This window comes from Methylocapsa acidiphila B2, assembly GCF_000427445.1.
GTDB lineage: Bacteria > Pseudomonadota > Alphaproteobacteria > Rhizobiales > Beijerinckiaceae > Methylocapsa > Methylocapsa acidiphila.
This window is the reverse complement of the sequence record NZ_KE386496.1, coordinates 3,285,472-3,301,740: the sequence shown is the minus strand read 5'-3', so window position 1 is coordinate 3,301,740 and position 16,269 is coordinate 3,285,472. Positions and strand designations below refer to the sequence as shown.

Annotated in this window: 10 protein-coding genes; 9 read left to right on the top strand and 1 reads right to left on the bottom strand. The window is 63.5% G+C overall.

Annotation, left to right across the window (positions count from 1 at the left end; genetic code table 11):
• Positions 1-37: 37 nt before the first annotated feature.
• From mdh to METAC_RS24430, 7 genes are all read left to right on the top strand, one after another.
• Positions 38-1,003, top strand: a complete 966-nt coding sequence (gene mdh / locus METAC_RS0118225; RefSeq protein ID WP_026608128.1) for a malate dehydrogenase — start codon at positions 38-40, stop codon at positions 1,001-1,003.
• A gap of 316 nt (positions 1,004-1,319) precedes the next feature.
• Complete coding sequence (gene sucC, locus METAC_RS0118215; RefSeq protein WP_026608127.1) at positions 1,320-2,516, top strand: ADP-forming succinate--CoA ligase subunit beta; 1,197 nt, start codon at positions 1,320-1,322, stop codon at positions 2,514-2,516.
• 2 nt (positions 2,517-2,518) lie between these two features.
• Positions 2,519-3,403, top strand: coding sequence for a succinate--CoA ligase subunit alpha (gene sucD, locus METAC_RS0118210; protein WP_026608126.1), 885 nt, complete (start codon positions 2,519-2,521; stop codon positions 3,401-3,403).
• A 247-nt stretch (positions 3,404-3,650) separates the two neighbouring features.
• Positions 3,651-6,671 (top strand): 2-oxoglutarate dehydrogenase E1 component, encoded by a 3,021-nt coding sequence (locus tag METAC_RS0118205; protein ID WP_026608125.1) that lies wholly within the window; start codon positions 3,651-3,653, stop codon positions 6,669-6,671.
• Between the two features lie 103 nt (positions 6,672-6,774).
• The gene (gene odhB / locus METAC_RS0118195) at positions 6,775-8,028 is read left to right on the top strand and encodes a 2-oxoglutarate dehydrogenase complex dihydrolipoyllysine-residue succinyltransferase (protein WP_026608124.1); all 1,254 of its coding nucleotides are present in this window, start codon (positions 6,775-6,777) and stop codon (positions 8,026-8,028) included.
• Between the two features lie 74 nt (positions 8,029-8,102).
• A complete protein-coding gene (lpdA, locus tag METAC_RS0118190) occupies positions 8,103-9,500 on the top strand; it encodes a dihydrolipoyl dehydrogenase (RefSeq protein WP_026608123.1) in 1,398 nt (465 codons plus the stop codon).
• 297 nt (positions 9,501-9,797) lie between these two features.
• Positions 9,798-11,075, top strand: coding sequence for a PepSY-associated TM helix domain-containing protein (locus METAC_RS24430; protein WP_051335673.1), 1,278 nt, complete (start codon positions 9,798-9,800; stop codon positions 11,073-11,075).
• On the opposite strand, the gene METAC_RS24425 is transcribed toward METAC_RS24430, so the two are convergent.
• On the bottom strand, positions 11,072-11,929 hold the full coding sequence (locus tag METAC_RS24425) for a hypothetical protein (protein WP_156898273.1): 858 nt from the start codon (positions 11,927-11,929) through the stop codon (positions 11,072-11,074). The two genes, METAC_RS24430 and METAC_RS24425, sit on opposite strands and share 4 nt — an antisense overlap.
• A gap of 368 nt (positions 11,930-12,297) precedes the next feature.
• Here METAC_RS24425 and dnaK point away from each other — a divergent pair, with 368 nt between their 5' ends.
• Positions 12,298-14,205, top strand: coding sequence for a molecular chaperone DnaK (gene dnaK / locus METAC_RS0118170; RefSeq protein WP_026608122.1), 1,908 nt, complete (start codon positions 12,298-12,300; stop codon positions 14,203-14,205).
• Between the two features lie 523 nt (positions 14,206-14,728).
• The gene (dnaJ, locus tag METAC_RS0118160) at positions 14,729-15,853 is read left to right on the top strand and encodes a molecular chaperone DnaJ (protein WP_026608121.1); all 1,125 of its coding nucleotides are present in this window, start codon (positions 14,729-14,731) and stop codon (positions 15,851-15,853) included.
• The last annotated feature ends 416 nt before the right edge of the window (positions 15,854-16,269 follow it).

Below are 16,269 nucleotides of genomic sequence, written 5' to 3'. Positions count from 1 at the left end.
TTCCGGGCTCGGAGGCCGACAAGCAAAAGGCGACACTATGGCGCGCAGCAAGATCGCATTGATCGGAGCAGGTCAGATCGGCGGCACCCTCGCTCACCTCGCGGCGCTCAAGGAGCTCGGCGACATCGTGCTGTTCGACATCGCCGAAGGCACGCCGCAGGGCAAGGCGCTCGACCTCGCGGAATCCGGGCCGATCCACGGGTTCAACGCCTCCCTTTCCGGCGCCAATTCCTATTCCGCGATCGCCGGGGCTGACGTGGTCATCGTCACGGCCGGCGTGCCCCGCAAGCCCGGCATGAGCCGCGACGATCTTCTCGGCATCAATCTCAAGGTCATGGAAGCCGTCGGAGACGGCATCCGGCAATTCGCCCCGCAGGCCTTCGTGATCTGCATCACCAATCCGCTCGACGCCATGGTGTGGGCGCTGCAGAAAGCCGCGCGCCTTCCCGCGCAACGGATCGTCGGCATGGCCGGAGTGCTCGATTCGGCGCGGTTTCGCTATTTCCTCGCCGAGGAACTCGATGTCTCGGTCGAGGACGTCACCGCCTTCGTCCTCGGCGGCCACGGCGACGATATGGTTCCCTTGCTGCGCTATTCGACCGTCGCCGGCATTCCCTTGCCGGACCTCGTCGCGATGGGCTGGACGACCCAAGCGCGGCTCGACGCGATCGTGGAGCGGACGCGCAAAGGCGGCGGCGAAATCGTCAACCATCTCAAGACAGGCTCCGCCTTCTATGCGCCCGCCGCCTCGGCGATCGCAATGGCGGACGCCTATCTGAAGGACAAGCGGCGCGTGATCCCCTGCGCGGCTCAGCTCAACGGCGAATATGGCGTCGACAATCTTTATGTCGGCGTGCCGGTGATCATCGGCGCGGATGGGGTCGAGAAAATCGTCGAGGTCAAGCTCGATCCGACCGAGCGACAGATGTTCGACAAGTCGGTGGAGTCCGTGCGCAACCTCGTCGAAGCCTGCAAGACCATCAATCCGGCGCTCGCGAGCTGACTCCTCGATTCGGAGCGGCGGCTGCGCGACACGCGAGATGTGGACGCGGCGATCGGCTGTTGGGACTTTCCCGCTCGACAGTCTGCGTGAGAACAAAAAAGAGAAAGACAACAACCGGGGTCGCGCTCGCATCGGGTTCCGACTTTCGGACGTCGATCATGAGCATGATCGAGCTTGAGACTCTTCCGGCGCGGCCGTGTTTCTCCACGACCAAATTAGATTCGTTCGAGCCGGTCGGCATGGCGATTTTCGAAAATACTCATCCGTGAGCCTCTGGCGCGCCCCGGCGAAGCCGAGGCCGAAGCGAGACGTCGACATGAACATTCACGAATATCAGGCCAAGGCCGTCTTGAAAGAATTCGGAGTCTCGGTCGCGCGGGGCGTTCCGGTGCTCAGAGCGAGCGACGCCGCCGACGCCGCCCATGAGCTCGGCGGCCCGGTCTGGGTGGTGAAATCCCAGATCCATGCCGGCGGGCGCGGCAAGGGCAAATTCAAGGAGCCTGAAGCCGGCGAGAAGGGCGGCGTGCGGATCGCAAAATCCGCCGAGGAAGTCGAGGCTTTCGTCGAGCAGATGCTGGGCCGGACCCTGGTCACCGTGCAGACGGGGCCGGCGGGCAAGCAAGTCAATCGGCTCTATCTCGAGGACGGCTCCAATATCGCCAAGGAATTCTACCTTTCGCTGCTCGTCGACCGGTCGACGAGCCGGGTCGCCTTCGTCGTTTCGACCGAGGGCGGCGTCGACATCGAGGAGGTCGCCCGGCGCACGCCGGACAAGATCGTCACCGTCTCGATTGATCCGGTCACTGGCGCGCTGCCCCATCACGGTCGGGCGGTCGCACAGGCCTTGGGCCTTTCCGGCGATCTCGGCCGGCAGGCGGAGCAGCTCACGGCGCAGCTTTACGCCGCCTTCGTCGCCAAGGACATGGCCATGCTCGAGATCAACCCGCTCATCGTCTCAGTTGAAGGGCGGCTCAAATGCCTCGACGCCAAGATCTCCTTCGACCCGAACGCCCTCTACCGCCATCCCGAGATCATCGCCCTACGCGACGAGACGGAGGAAGACCCCAAAGAGATCGAAGCCTCCAAGCATGACCTAAACTATATCGCGCTCGACGGCGAGATTGGCTGCATGGTCAATGGCGCCGGGCTCGCGATGGCGACCATGGACATCATCAAGCTCTACGGCGCGGAGCCGGCCAATTTCCTCGACGTCGGCGGCGGCGCCACCAAGGACAAGGTCGCGGCAGCGTTCAAGATCATCACCGCCGACCCCAAGGTGAAGGGGATACTCGTGAATATTTTCGGCGGGATCATGAAATGCGACGTGATTGCGGAAGGCGTAATTGCGGCGGTGAGGGAGGTCGGCCTGGCCGCGCCCCTTGTCGTGAGGCTCGAGGGCACCAATGTCGAGCTTGGCAAGAAGATCATCGCCGAGTCGGGGTTCAACGTGATCTCCGCCGACGATCTCGACGACGCCGCCCAGAAAATCGTCCGCGCGGTTGGGAAGGCGTAACCATGTCGATCCTCATCACCAAGGACACCAAGGTCATTTGCCAGGGCTTCACCGGCCGGAACGGCACATTCCATTCCGAGCAGGCCATGGCCTATGGCACCAAGATGGTCGGCGGCGTCTCGCCCGGCAAAGGCGGCGCGACGCATCTCGGCCTGCCGGTCTTCGACACGGTCGCCGAAGCGCGCGCGGCGACCGGGGCCGACGCTAGCGTCATTTATGTTCCGCCGCCGGGCGCCGCTGACGCCGTCTGTGAGGCGATCGACGCGGAAATTCCGCTCATCGTCTGCATCACCGAAGGCATCCCGGTCGCCGACATGGTCAAGGTCAAGCGCGCGCTCTCCGGCTCCAAATCGCGCCTCGTCGGACCAAACTGCCCCGGCGTCATGACCGCTGGCGAATGCAAGATCGGCATCATGCCCGGCGGCATTTTCAAGGCGGGCTCGGTCGGCGTCGTGTCTCGCTCCGGAACTCTAACCTACGAAGCCGTTTTCCAGACGACCCGGGCGGGGCTCGGCCAGACAACCGCCGTCGGCATCGGAGGCGATCCGGTGAAAGGGCTCGACTTTGTCGAAGTGCTCGAGATGTTTCTGGCCGATCCGGCGACCCAGTCGATCATTCTCATTGGCGAGATCGGCGGCGCGGCGGAAGAGGATGCGGCGCAATTCATCGCCGACGAGGCGAAGCGCGGCCGCAAAAAGCCGGTCGTCGGCTTCATCGCCGGCCGCACCGCGCCGCCCGGTCGGCGCATGGGCCATGCCGGCGCGATCATCGCCGGCGGCAAGGGCGGCGCGGAGCACAAGATCGCGGCGCTCGAGGCCGCGGGCGTCCGGGTGGCGGCCTCCCCCGCAAGGCTCGGCAGAACACTCGCAGAATTGCTGCAGCGCTAACGTCTGGCCAGAGAATGGAGCCGGCAATAACGGAGGCTTGAGTTTTTTGAAGCGAATATTGCTGGTACAGCGCTTTGGAAGGCCCGAGCGCGATTTTTCGGGGCTCGCCGCGTCGACTAGCAGGCGGCGCTCGATCGGTGGCGAACATGCGACCCCCGGCGCAAAAGCAGAATTAGATTAATTCATTGTATTCGGCGCCTCCGACCGCGTCCGATCGGACGGCGCTTCGGCCATGACGGAGATGACGATGGCGCGCCAAGACGCAAACGGAACGGCCAACGGATCAGGCGGCGCGGGCGGCGGCGGGCGCTCGGAGTCGAACGCCAAATTCGCGCAAAGCTCTTTCCTCTATGGCGCAAACGCGGCCTATGTCGAACAGCTCCAGGACGCCTATCGACGCGATCCAGCCTCCGTCGATCCCGAATGGCGCGCCTTTTTCGACCAGCTGAACGACGACCGCGTCGGCATTCAGAAAAGCGCCGAAGGCCCGCGATGGAAGGCGCCGAACTGGCCCGTCGCGGCGGATGGCGAACTGGTCTCGGCGCTCGACGGCAATTGGGCCGCGACCGAAAAGCTGATCACGGCCAAGCTAGAGGCTAAAGCTCCCGCGGCCGGCGCCGTTTCTCCGGCCGATCTTTTGCGCGCGACCCGCGATTCCGTGCGCGCCCTGATGATGATCCGCTCCTACCGCATGCGCGGGCATCTCCACGCCAATCTCGACCCGCTCGGCATCGAGCAGCCCTTCGACCATGAGGAGCTCGACCCGGCGACCTATGGCTTCACCGAGGGCGATTACGACCGCAAGATTTTCATCGACCATGTGCTCGGGCTCGAATACGCCACCGTGCGCGAAATGCTGAAGATCCTGCGCCGCACCTATTGCGACACGATCGGCTTCGAGTTCATGCATATGTCGGATCCGGCCGAAAAGGCCTGGATGCAGGAGCGCATCGAGGGGCCCGGCAAGGAGATCAGCTTCACCAAGGAAGGCAAGCGCGCGATCCTGAACAAGCTCGTCGAGGCCGAAGGCTTCGAGAAATTCCTCGACCTGAAATATACCGGAACCAAGCGCTTCGGCCTCGATGGCGGCGAGTCCATGGTCCCGGCGCTCGAGCAGATCATCAAGCGAGGCGGCGCCTTGGGCGTCAAGGACATCGTGCTCGGCATGGCCCATCGCGGCCGCCTCAATGTCCTCTCTCAGGTCATGGGCAAGCCGCATCGCGCGATCTTCCATGAGTTCAAGGGAGGCTCCTTCACGCCCGACGAGGTCGAGGGCTCGGGCGACGTCAAATATCACCTCGGCGCCTCGTCCGATCGCGATTTCGATCACAACAAGGTGCATCTTTCCCTGACCGCCAATCCCTCCCATCTCGAAATCGTCGATCCGGTGGTGCTCGGCAAGGTGCGCGCCAAGCAAGATCAATATGGCGACGTGGTCGACCGCACCGCGGTTCTGCCTCTGCTCATTCATGGCGACGCCGCCTTCGCCGGCCAGGGCGTGATCGCCGAATGTTTCGGGCTCTCGGGCCTGAAGGGCTATCGCACTGGCGGCTCGATCCATTTCATCATCAACAACCAGATCGGCTTCACCACAACCCCGCGCCATTCGCGCTCATCGCCCTATCCGTCCGACACCGCCAAGATGATCGAGGCTCCGATCATTCACGTCAACGGCGACGATCCGGAAGCCGTGGTCTACGCCGCCAAGATCGCGATCGAGTTCCGGCAGAAGTTCCATAAGCCGGTCGTGATCGACATGTTTTGCTATCGCCGCTTCGGCCACAATGAAGGCGACGAGCCGGCCTTCACCCAGCCCTTGATGTATAAAAAGATCCGCGCCCACAAGACGACGCTTGAGATCTACGCCGAGAAGCTCGTCGCGCAGGACGTGCTCACAATGGGCGAGGTGGAGCGGCTGCAGGCGAATTGGCGCCACCATCTCGAAACTTCCTTCGAGGCGAGCCAATCCTACAAGCCGAACAAGGCGGATTGGCTCGACGGCCGCTGGGCCGGGCTGAAGCCAGCGCTCGCCGGCGGCGAGGACGCGCGACGCGGCCGCACCGGCGTCGAGATTGGCCGGCTGCGCGAGATCGGCCTGCGCCTCGCTGTGGTCCCGGAACGGTTCGAGCTTCATCGCACGATCCGAAGGCTGCTCGACAGCCGCCGCAAGATGATCGAGACAGGAGAGGGAATCGATTGGTCGACGGCCGAGGCGCTCGCCTTCGGCTCCCTCGTCGAGGAGGGCCATCCGGTTCGCCTCTCCGGCCAGGACAGCGAGCGCGGCACTTTCTCGCAACGCCATTCCGTCCTGATCGACCAGCAGACCGAAGAACGCTATGTCCCGCTCAACAATATTCACGACGGGCAGGCCCATTTCGAGGTCTTGAACTCCATGCTCTCGGAAGAGGCGGTGCTCGGATTCGAATATGGCTATTCCCTCGCCGAGCCTAATGCGCTGGTGCTTTGGGAGGCGCAGTTCGGCGACTTCGCCAATGGCGCGCAAGTCGTCTTCGATCAATTCATCTCCGCCGGCGAACGCAAATGGCTGCGCATGTCGGGCCTCGTCTGCCTGCTGCCGCATGGCTATGAAGGCCAGGGTCCGGAACATTCCTCGGCGCGGCTCGAACGTTATTTGCAGCTCTGCGCCGAAGACAACATGCAGGTCGCCAATTGCTCGACGCCGGCGAATTATTTTCACATCCTGCGCCGGCAGCTGAAGCGCGACATCCGCAAGCCGCTCGTCTTGATGACGCCAAAATCGCTGTTGCGCCATAAGCGCGCCACGTCGAGGCTCGACGAGATGGCGGAGGGGTCTTCCTTCCATCGCATCTTGCGCGACGACGCCGAGCACGCGGGCGAGGCCTTCAACCTCGCGCCCGACGCCTCGATCCGCCGCGTCGTCCTCTGCTCAGGAAAGGTCTATTACGACCTCTACGAAGAACGGGAAAAGCGCGGGCTCGATGATGTTTATCTGTTGCGCGTCGAGCAGCTCTACCCCTTCCCGCTGAAGGCGCTCGTCACGGCCCTGTCTCGCTTCAAACAGGCCGATGTGGTCTGGTGCCAGGAGGAGCCGAAGAACATGGGCGGCTGGAATTTCGTCGATCCCTATATCGAATGGGTTCTGGCCCAGGTGGGCGGCAAGGCCAAGCGGCCACGCTATATCGGCCGGCCGGCCTCGGCCGCGACCGCGACCGGACTGATGTCGAAACATCTGGCTCAGTTGAAGACGATCCTCGACGAGGCCTTCGCGCCGTCCGACGGATCATGATCGCTGGCTGTCGGAGACCGTCGTCGGCTGCGAGGCGAGGCGCCGGGCTGGGCATGATTGAGCATTCCTCTCGAAAAGCCGCGCGGCGGCGAGCGTGACGAACATGAGCACAGAAATTCGGGTTCCGACCTTGGGCGAATCGGTCACCGAAGCGACGATTGGACGTTGGTTCAAGAAAGCGGGCGAAGCCGTCGCGGCGGACGAGCCGATCGTCGAGCTCGAGACCGACAAGGTCACGCTGGAAGTGAACGCTCCGGCGGCCGGAGTCCTGACGGAAATCGCCGCCAAGGATGGCGAGACGGTGGAAGTCGGCGCGCTGCTCGGCCAGATCGCCGCCTCGGCGGGAGGCGCCAAAGCCGAAGCCGCGCCCTCGCTCGCGCAATCCGCTGCGCGAGCGACGTCGGTCCCGGCCGAGCCCAGCTCCGCGCCGCCTGCAACTACAACTCATATGCCGCCCTCGCCCGCCGCCGCCAAGATCGCGGCGGATCATGGCCTCAACCCGGCGACGGTCGAGGGATCGGGCAAGCGCGGCCAGGTCCTGAAAGGCGATGTGCTCGATCATATCGCCAATGCGCTCGCCGTTGCGCCCCCGGCTCTGGTCCAGGCCCCGGCTCCCGCTTCGGTCCAGGCCCGCGCGCCCGCCCCGCCGGCGGACGCGACGCGCGAAGAACGCATCCGCATGACTCGGCTGCGGCAGACTATAGCGAAAAGGCTGAAGGACGCGCAGAACACGGCGGCCATGCTGACGACCTTTAATGAGGTCGACATGACCGAGGTCATGGCGCTGCGCTCCAGATACAAGGATCTTTTCGAGAAGAAGCACGCCACGAAGCTCGGTTTCATGGGCTTTTTCGTGAAGGCCTGCGTCGGCGCCCTGAAAGAGATCCCCGCCGTCAACGCCGAGATCGACGGCGAGGACCTGATCTACAAGAATTACTATCATCTCGGCGTCGCGGTCGGCACCGACAAGGGCCTCGTGGTGCCGGTCGTGCGCGATTGCGACCGGCTGAGCCTCGCCGGCGTCGAGAAGGCCATCGCCGATCTCGGCAAGCGCGCGCGGGAGGGCAAGCTCGCGATCGACGAAATGCAGGGCGGGACCTTCACCATCACCAATGGCGGGGTCTATGGCTCGCTAATGTCGACGCCGATCCTCAACGCGCCGCAATCGGGCATTCTCGGCATGCACAAGATCCAGGAGCGCCCGGTCGTCGTCGCCGGCAAGATCGAGATCCGCCCGATGATGTATCTCGCGCTCTCCTACGATCACAGGATTGTGGACGGCAAGGAGGCGGTGACTTTCCTCGTCCGCGTCAAGGAGGCGCTGGAGGATCCGGCGCGGCTGGTGTTGGATCTTTAGCGCCAGCGCTCGTCTCTTGATCCGCGTCTTTCGACTACGACCGCGCCGCCTGACCTAACTACCCGGGAAATGGAATGTCCTACGATCTCATCGTCATCGGAACCGGCCCAGGCGGCTATGTCTGCGCCATTCGCGCCGCCCAGCTCGGCCTGAAAGTCGCCGTCGTCGAGAAGCGCAAGACCCATGGCGGGACCTGCCTCAACATCGGCTGCATCCCCTCAAAGGCGCTGCTGCAAGCCTCGGAAAAATTCGCCGAAGCCGAGCACGAGCTCGCGGGCTTCGGCGTCCTGGTCGACAAGCCCCGCCTCGATCTTCCAGCGATGATGAAACACAAGGACGAGACCGTCACCGCCAATGTCAATGGCGTCGCCTTTCTCTTCAAGAAAAATAAGATCGACGCCTTCCACGGCCATGCGACGATCACGGCGCCGGGCGAGGTTCTGGTGAAGGCCGAGGACGGCGCCGCGCAGACTTTGACCGCCAAGAACATCGTCGTCGCCACCGGCTCGGATTTCGCAGCTCTTCCCGGCGTAGAGATCGACGAGAAGATCATTGTCTCGTCGACCGGCGCGCTTGCGCTCGCGGAGGTTCCGCCGCGCCTGCTCATTGTCGGCGCGGGCGTCATCGGGCTCGAGCTCGGCTCCGTCTGGGGCCGCCTCGGCAGCAAAGTCGTCGTGGTCGAATTTTTGGACCGCATCCTGCCCGGCCTCGACGGCGAAACCGCCAAGCAGTTTCAACGCATCCTACAGAAGCAGGGATTCGAATTCCATTTGGGCCATAAGGTCGGCAAGATCGAACGACTCGCGTCGGGGCTGAGCGTTTCGATCGAGCCCGCGGCGGGCGGCGCGGCCTCGACTCTCGAAGCCGATGTCGCGCTCATCGCCATCGGGCGCCGTCCTGTCGCCGAAGGTCTCGGCTTGGAATCGCTCGGCGTCGCGCTCGACCGCGGCCGCATCCTCGTCGATGATCGCTTCGCCACGACGGTCCCGGGAATCTATGCGATCGGCGATGTGGTGCGCGGGCCCATGCTCGCGCATAAGGCGCAGGAAGAAGGCGTCGCCGTCGCCGAGATCATCGCCGGTCAACATGGGCATGTGAATTACGAGGCGATTCCCTCCGTCGTCTACACCATGCCTGAGATCGCGACCGTCGGCGCCACGGAGGAAGAGCTGAAGGCCAAGGGCGTCGCCTACAAGGTCGGCAAATTTCCCTTCACCGCGAATGGACGCGCGCGGGCCATGCGCGCTGCGGAGGGCTTCGTGAAGATCCTCGCGGATGCGGCGAGCGATCGCGTGCTCGGCGTCCATATCATCGGGGCCGGCGCCGGCGAGCTCATCGCCGAAGCGGTTGTGCTGATGGAATTCGGCGGCTCGGCGGAAGATCTGGCGCGAACCTGCCACGCCCATCCGACCTTATCGGAAGCTGTCAAGGAGGCTGCCCTCGCCGTCGACAAGCGCGCCATCCATATTTAATGGCCGCGACGCGTCGGGTCGCAACGCCGGTTTATCCAAGTTAGGCGCAACGCCGTGACGGTTGAGGCCGTCCATCAGGAGTATGATCGCTACAGCATCTAGCCCGGCGCGCCGAAATATTTCGTCGCCTCGCTGCGCGCGGAGTTCTGAAGCTCGCGCGCGGGACCGCCAAAACGGGAGCCTCCCACGCGCTTTTGTCGCAGGTCGCTTTGGCGGAGGCCGGGCGTAAGCCACGTCTTCTGCAGCAATTGCCGAGGACCGAGCCGCGCGGTCCTCGGCCGCGAGGAGGCGAGCCCTATGCAGCTGAATGTCCAGATCCGCCATTTTTTCGTCTGGCTACATCGCTGGACCGGCCTTGCGCTGGCGGGGTTTCTCGTCATCGTCGGCCTCACCGGCAGCCTGCTCGCCTTTAATACGGAATTGGAGCGGCTAATCAGCCCGCAACTTTTCGCCCAGCCCCATCCTGGCGCGTCGCGGCTCGATCTGGCGACTCTCGCGGAACGTGCGGAGGCCTTCGCCCCGCAGGCCCGTGTCGAAGGCGTCTACGATTCCCTGCCGGACCAGATCGCCGTCGAAGTCAGCCCACGCAAGGACCCAACGACCGGAGAAGCCTATGCGCTTGGCTTCAACCAGATTTTTCTCGATCCGTGGACCGGCGAGGCCTTGGGCAAGCGCATGCGCGGCGACATTTCCGAAGGTTGGATCAACCTGATGCCCTTTATCTATAGGATCCATTGGGAGCTGGCCCTCGGCCCGACCGGCATGTGGATTTTGGGCATAGCAGCCATCATTTGGACGCTCGATTGCTTCAACGGCTTCTATCTCACGCTGCCAATCGCACTCACTGCCTTTTGGCGGCGCTGGAAGCCGTCCTGGCTGGTCAAGACGCGCGCGGGTTTCTTTCGCGTGAACTTCGACCTTCACCGCGCCGGGGGACTCTGGCTCTGGCCCATGTTGCTCATCTTCGCCTGGTCGAGCGTCATGATGAACGTCAAGCCGGTCTATATATGGGCGACATGGGGAGTATTCGGCGGAGAGTCGCCCTGGGCCGTCTACTTCAATTCGCCGCCGCGATTGATCGAAGAGCCCCGCCTCGATTGGCGGACGGCGCAGGAGACAGGAGAACGCCTCCTAGCCGAGCAAGCCGCGCTGCATGGATTCGCCATCGATCACGCGTCAGGACTGAATTACATCGCATCCCTCGGCTTCTACGGCTATAGCGCGCACAGCAGCCTCGACGTCGCCACGCGCGGCGGCGACACGAGCGTGCTTATCGATAGCGAGACCGGCGCGCTCCGCTCGGTTGATCTACCGACTGGGCGGCAAAGCGGCGCCACGGTCACATCCTGGCTCTATGCTCTGCACATGGCCAATGTGTTCGGCATGCCTTACCGAATCTTCGTTTGCGTCCTGGGCCTCGCGATCACGATGCTGTCGGCGACCGGTGTCTATATTTGGTGGAAAAAGCGCTGCGCCCGGCGCGCTGCCGCGGCGCGCAGCCCTCTGCCCGCGAACGTCGAGGCAGCCGCGACCTGGCCGAGCCCGGCGGCGCTCGCGCCGCCGCGCCTGGACTAAAGCTTCGGTTTCCGCTTGCCCTCGGCCTTTGCCGAATTCTCGCCTGCTTGCGCCTCGCCTTTGCGATTAAACGCGGCCTCGAGCGCGAGCGCGCGCGCTTGGGTCATTCGCAGCGCGCAAAAGCCATGCGCGTCCTCCTGGCGGTAATTGCGGCAGATCATCTCCCGCTGTGATGAGAAACCGGCCTGCTCGCCGGCGATCCTCTTGATCGCCGCCTTGTCCTTTCCCGCGCTCTTCAGCAAGACGCGAAAATTCGCCCGCATATTGGCTTCGGCCTGGCCGCGGGCGCGCTCCAATTGCTTGATTTGCGCGGCGTCGATGGATTCGGCGGCCGGCCCCCAGAAGCCGGCCGGATCGGCGCGGCAATCGGCGGCCGCGAAGTCGCAAGCGCCCTGCTCGCGCGCCACCAGAACCGCTCCGTCCAGAAGCTCGAGCGAGAAAGGACAAGCTTCGACGGCGACCTCGTAACGCGCGAGGCCATTTGGGAGGCCTATGAATTTCGCCTCGATCGGGGTCGCGGCGACAACCTCGACGCGGCAATCCTCGCTCGGACTCGAGATCGCCGCTCCTGCAAGGACGAGATGAGTGATTTGAAGATCCTTCGCGGCACCCCTCTGAAAGGCGATGAGCCCGCTCGATCCGTCGCGCAAGAGATCCCGCCCGATGACGGAGGCGTCCGTCGGCGGCTTCAGCCCGATCGGCTTCGGCGGCGCCGGAGCGGCGCCTCTATCCGAACCCGGGGTTTCCGATCCGGCAGGGGGCGCCTGCAAGGCGCCAGGCAGCATCAATTGAGCGCGCGCCAAAGACGAGACGGAAATCAAAGCGAGGATCGCGGCCGGAAAAACATGTCTCAATGGAAAGCCCGCTCGAACCTGGGACCGCTGCGTCGATGCTCGCCTCTCCACGCCTGAGGATGGCGACGAGCCCGCGCGGCGGAAAATCGCATGGTTCGCGGCGTCGCGCCAGAACTTCAAAGAGGCCGGCCCTCAGCGCTGCAAAATGAAGCGAACTGCACAAGCCTTCCGCGACGTCCCCTGGCGGCTTCGCCTTGCGCCGCTTGATCCTCCCCTTATATAGGGGCCATCTTATCAGGCGGCCATCTTGCGTTCGCGCGCGGCGACACCAATTTGAACGCAGTCGGGGACCGGGCGGCAATCCGTCCGCCCATGAGCCGGATCGCTTCGGGGTCCGGTGGTCTTGCGGATCGAAAGGAAGATTGAACATGGGTAAAGTTATCGGAATCGACCTCGGCACCACCAATTCCTGCGTGGCGGTCATGGAGGGCGCGACGCCGAAGGTCATCGAGAACGCCGAGGGAGCTCGCACGACGCCTTCGATCGTCGCTTTCACGGACGATGGAGAGCGGCTCGTCGGGCAGCCGGCCAAGCGCCAAGGCGTCACGAATCCGGAAAGAACATTTTTCGCGATCAAGCGGCTCATCGGGCGGACCTTTGACGATCCGATGACCAAGAAGGACATGGGCCTCGTGCCCTATAAGATCATTAGAGCGTCCAATGGCGACGCCTGGGTCGAGGCCGACGGCAAGCAATATTCCCCGTCGCAAATCTCCGCCTTCATCCTGCAAAAGATGAAAGAGACCGCCGAAGCCTATCTCGGCCAGCCGGTGAGCCAGGCGGTGATCACCGTGCCCGCTTATTTCAACGACGCGCAGCGACAAGCGACCAAGGACGCCGGCAAGATCGCCGGGCTCGAGGTCCTTCGCATCATCAACGAGCCGACAGCCGCGGCTCTCGCCTATGGCCTCGACAAAAAAGGATCGGGCGTCATCGCGGTCTACGATCTCGGCGGCGGCACGTTCGACATCTCGATCCTCGAGATTGGCGACGGCGTTTTCGAGGTGAAGTCGACCAATGGCGACACCTTCCTCGGCGGCGAGGATTTCGACACCCGCCTCGTCGAATATCTCGCCGATGAGTTCAAGAAGGAGAACGGCATCGACCTGAAGCGGGACAAGCTCGCCCTGCAAAGGCTCAAGGAAGCCGCGGAAAAGGCCAAGATCGAATTGTCCTCGGCCACGCAAACCGAGATCAACCTGCCCTATATCACGGCAGACGCGGCCGGACCGAAGCATCTCGCGCTGAAACTCACGCGCGCGAAATTCGAAGCTTTGGTCGACGACCTGATTCAAAAGACGGTCGAGCCCTGCCGCAAGGCCTTGAAGGACGCCGGGCTGACGGCCGGCGAGATCAACGAGGTCGTTCTGGTCGGCGGCATGACCCGCATGCCGAAGGTGCAAGAGATCGTGAAGAACTTCTTCGGCAAGGAGCCCCATAAGGGCGTCAATCCGGACGAGGTCGTGGCGATCGGCGCGGCGGTCCAGGCCGGCGTGCTGCAGGGCGACGTCAAGGACGTCCTGCTGCTCGACGTGACGCCTCTGTCGCTCGGCATCGAGACTCTTGGCGGCGTGTTCACCCGCCTGATCGACCGCAACACCACGATCCCGACCAAGAAGAGCCAGGTCTTCTCGACTGCGGAGGACAACCAGACGGCGGTCACCATCCGGGTGTTCCAGGGCGAGCGCGAGATGGCGGCCGACAACAAGCTGCTCGGCCAATTCGATCTCGTCGGCATTCCGGGGGCGCCGCGCGGCGTGCCCCAGATCGAGGTCACCTTCGACATCGACGCCAATGGCATCGTCAATGTCACCGCCAAGGACAAGGCGACCAACAAGGAGCAGCAGATCCGGATCCAGGCTTCGGGCGGGCTCAGCGACAGCGAGATCGACAAGATGGTGAAGGAGGCCGAGTCGCATGCGGCCGAGGACAAGAAGCGCCGCGAGCTCGTCGACGCCAAGAACCACGCCGAGGCCATGATCCACACGGCCGAGAAGTCTCTCGCCGACTATGGGAGCAAGGTCTCCGACGCCGACAAGAGCGCGATCGAATCCGCTGTCGCCGCCTTGAGGACAGCCCTCGAGGGCGACGACGCGGAAGCAATCACGGCCAAAACAAACGACTTGGCCCAGGCCTCCATGAAGCTCGGCGAGTCGCTCTATAAGGCCCAGGGCGAGGGCGGCGGCGAAGGCGCAGCCCATGCCGAGCCGAAGGACGACGTGATCGACGCCGATTTCAAGGAAGTCGGCCCGGACGACAAGAAAAAATCGGCCTGACGCCCGACGCCGTCGCGCGTGAAGACTGCAGGCGCGCTTCGGCGCGGCGCTGCGTGAAAATCGGGCGCTCCGCCGGGATCTCTCCGGGCGGCTGCGCCCGATTCCATTTGAATTCGCGGCGTCAATCGGGCCTGGGCCGACGATCACGATGCATTAGGATGGATGCTGCATCTTGATCGGCTTTCAAAGCGAGAACGGCGATTTCCGCGGAAAAGCCGGGCGCATCTTTTCTCATCTCGCTCGAGCGCGCGCCGGCTTGTAAGGTTCGGTCTCTTGCGTTGCGAGCCCTGGCCGCTTATGCGCAAGGGGATCTTGCGTCGCGCCCCGCGACGCATGAAATTTGCTTATTGATCCAGAGCGCGCTCTCTCGGTTGGACTCGGATCGATCCAATCGGAACGCGCTTTTAGCGGACGCAGGCGAGGCGCCCCAAGCATATTCTGGTAGATCGGATATTGGGTCCGCTCGGCGAGAATATACTTGAAACGCTGAGATTTGAGCGCAGGAATCGGAACGCGACGAAAGATGAGCAAACGCGATTTTTACGAAATTCTCGGCGTTTCCAAGACATGCACGGAAGTCGAGATGAAGTCCGCCTTCCGCAAGGCGGCGATGGATTGCCATCCCGACCGTAATCCCGGCGATTCAGAGGCCGAGCATCGATTCAAGGAGCTGAACGAAGCCTATCAGACCCTGTCCGACGCGCAAAAGCGCGCGGCCTATGATCGTTATGGCCATGCCGCATTCGAGCAAGGAGGCTTCGGAGGCGGCGAGGGCTTCGCCGCTTCCATGGCGGATATTTTCGACGATCTCTTCGGCGACGTCATGGGCGGCCGGCGCGGCGGCCGCAATGGCGCGGGGCGCGGCTCCGACCTGCGCTACAATATGGAAATCACTCTTGAAGAGGCGTTCAGCGGCAAGACCGCGTCCCTGACCCTGCCCACCTCCGTGGCTTGCGAAGCCTGCTCCGGCTCCGGCGCGAAGCCCGGCGCCAAGCCGCGCACCTGCCACACCTGCGCCGGCCATGGACGGGTCCGGGCGCAGCAGGGCTTTTTTGCGATCGAGCGGGCCTGCCCGGCCTGTCATGGGCGCGGCGAGATCATAGACGATCCCTGCGCGCCCTGCGGCGGCTCGGGACGCGTCACCCGCGACCGCAGCCTCTCGGTCAATATTCCGCCCGGCGTTGAGGACGGCACGCGCATCAGGCTCAGCGGCGAGGGCGAGGCCGGCACAAGGGGCGGGCCAGCCGGCGATCTTTACATTTTCGTCTCTGCCAAGCCGCATCCCTATTTTCAGCGCGACGGGGCCGATCTCTTTTGCCGCGTGCCGATTTCGATGGTCCAGGCGGCGCTCGGCGGCGAGGTCGAGGTTCATACGATCGACGGCGGCATGGCCACGGTCAAGATTCCCGAGGGAACGCAGTCCGGCAAGCAATTCAAGCTGAAATACAAGGGAATGCCCGTGCTGAGGTCGCGCGACATCGGCGATCTCTATATTCAGGTGACGGTGGAGACGCCGCAGAACCTGACCAAGAAGCAACGCGAGCTGCTCGCCGAATTCGACTCGTTGTCCTCGCATAAGACACATCCGGAATCGGCGGGCTTTTTTACCAAGATGAAGGATTTTTTCGAGAATCTGAGCAGTCAATGAAGCTGGTCCCGCCGATTCGGCGGCCCACCGGCAGCAACGGGCGTGGCTCGAACGCACTCGAGCCAACTGGATGTGGTCACTTCGCCAATTATTATGAGCGCGTTGATTACGGAAGGCGAAGGACGAATGACAGCCGCGCTCGAGGCGCTCATCGCCAAGGCTTGAGCGGTCACATTGACTGAGGCGCGACTGCGTGAGCGGCGGTTGATCTAACGAGCGCATCACTCGTGCAATAGGTCGCTGAAGCCGACGCCAAAGCTTCCCCCGACCTCGCAGGCCAGAATGAGCGGCCGCCGATAAGTGAGTGAAGGCAGAAAGCAGCATCCGTCAGTTCAATGCCGCGGTCCAGGTCATCTATCAAACATCCCCAATCGCTATGGCTCTTTCGGCTGCGACAAGCGACTACAACTCGATTC

What these genes read in the sequence shown, in the direction of transcription:
- mdh (WP_026608128.1), top strand. Translation starts at nt 38, where the DNA reads ATGGCGCGCAGCAAGATCGCATTGATCGGAGCAGGTCAGATCGGCGGC.
- sucC (WP_026608127.1), top strand. Translation starts at nt 1,320, where the DNA reads ATGAACATTCACGAATATCAGGCCAAGGCCGTCTTGAAAGAATTCGGA.
- sucD (WP_026608126.1), top strand. Translation starts at nt 2,519, where the DNA reads ATGTCGATCCTCATCACCAAGGACACCAAGGTCATTTGCCAGGGCTTC.
- METAC_RS0118205 (WP_026608125.1), top strand. Translation starts at nt 3,651, where the DNA reads ATGGCGCGCCAAGACGCAAACGGAACGGCCAACGGATCAGGCGGCGCG.
- odhB (WP_026608124.1), top strand. Translation starts at nt 6,775, where the DNA reads ATGAGCACAGAAATTCGGGTTCCGACCTTGGGCGAATCGGTCACCGAA.
- lpdA (WP_026608123.1), top strand. Translation starts at nt 8,103, where the DNA reads ATGTCCTACGATCTCATCGTCATCGGAACCGGCCCAGGCGGCTATGTC.
- METAC_RS24430 (WP_051335673.1), top strand. Translation starts at nt 9,798, where the DNA reads ATGCAGCTGAATGTCCAGATCCGCCATTTTTTCGTCTGGCTACATCGC.
- dnaK (WP_026608122.1), top strand. Translation starts at nt 12,298, where the DNA reads ATGGGTAAAGTTATCGGAATCGACCTCGGCACCACCAATTCCTGCGTG.
- dnaJ (WP_026608121.1), top strand. Translation starts at nt 14,729, where the DNA reads ATGAGCAAACGCGATTTTTACGAAATTCTCGGCGTTTCCAAGACATGC.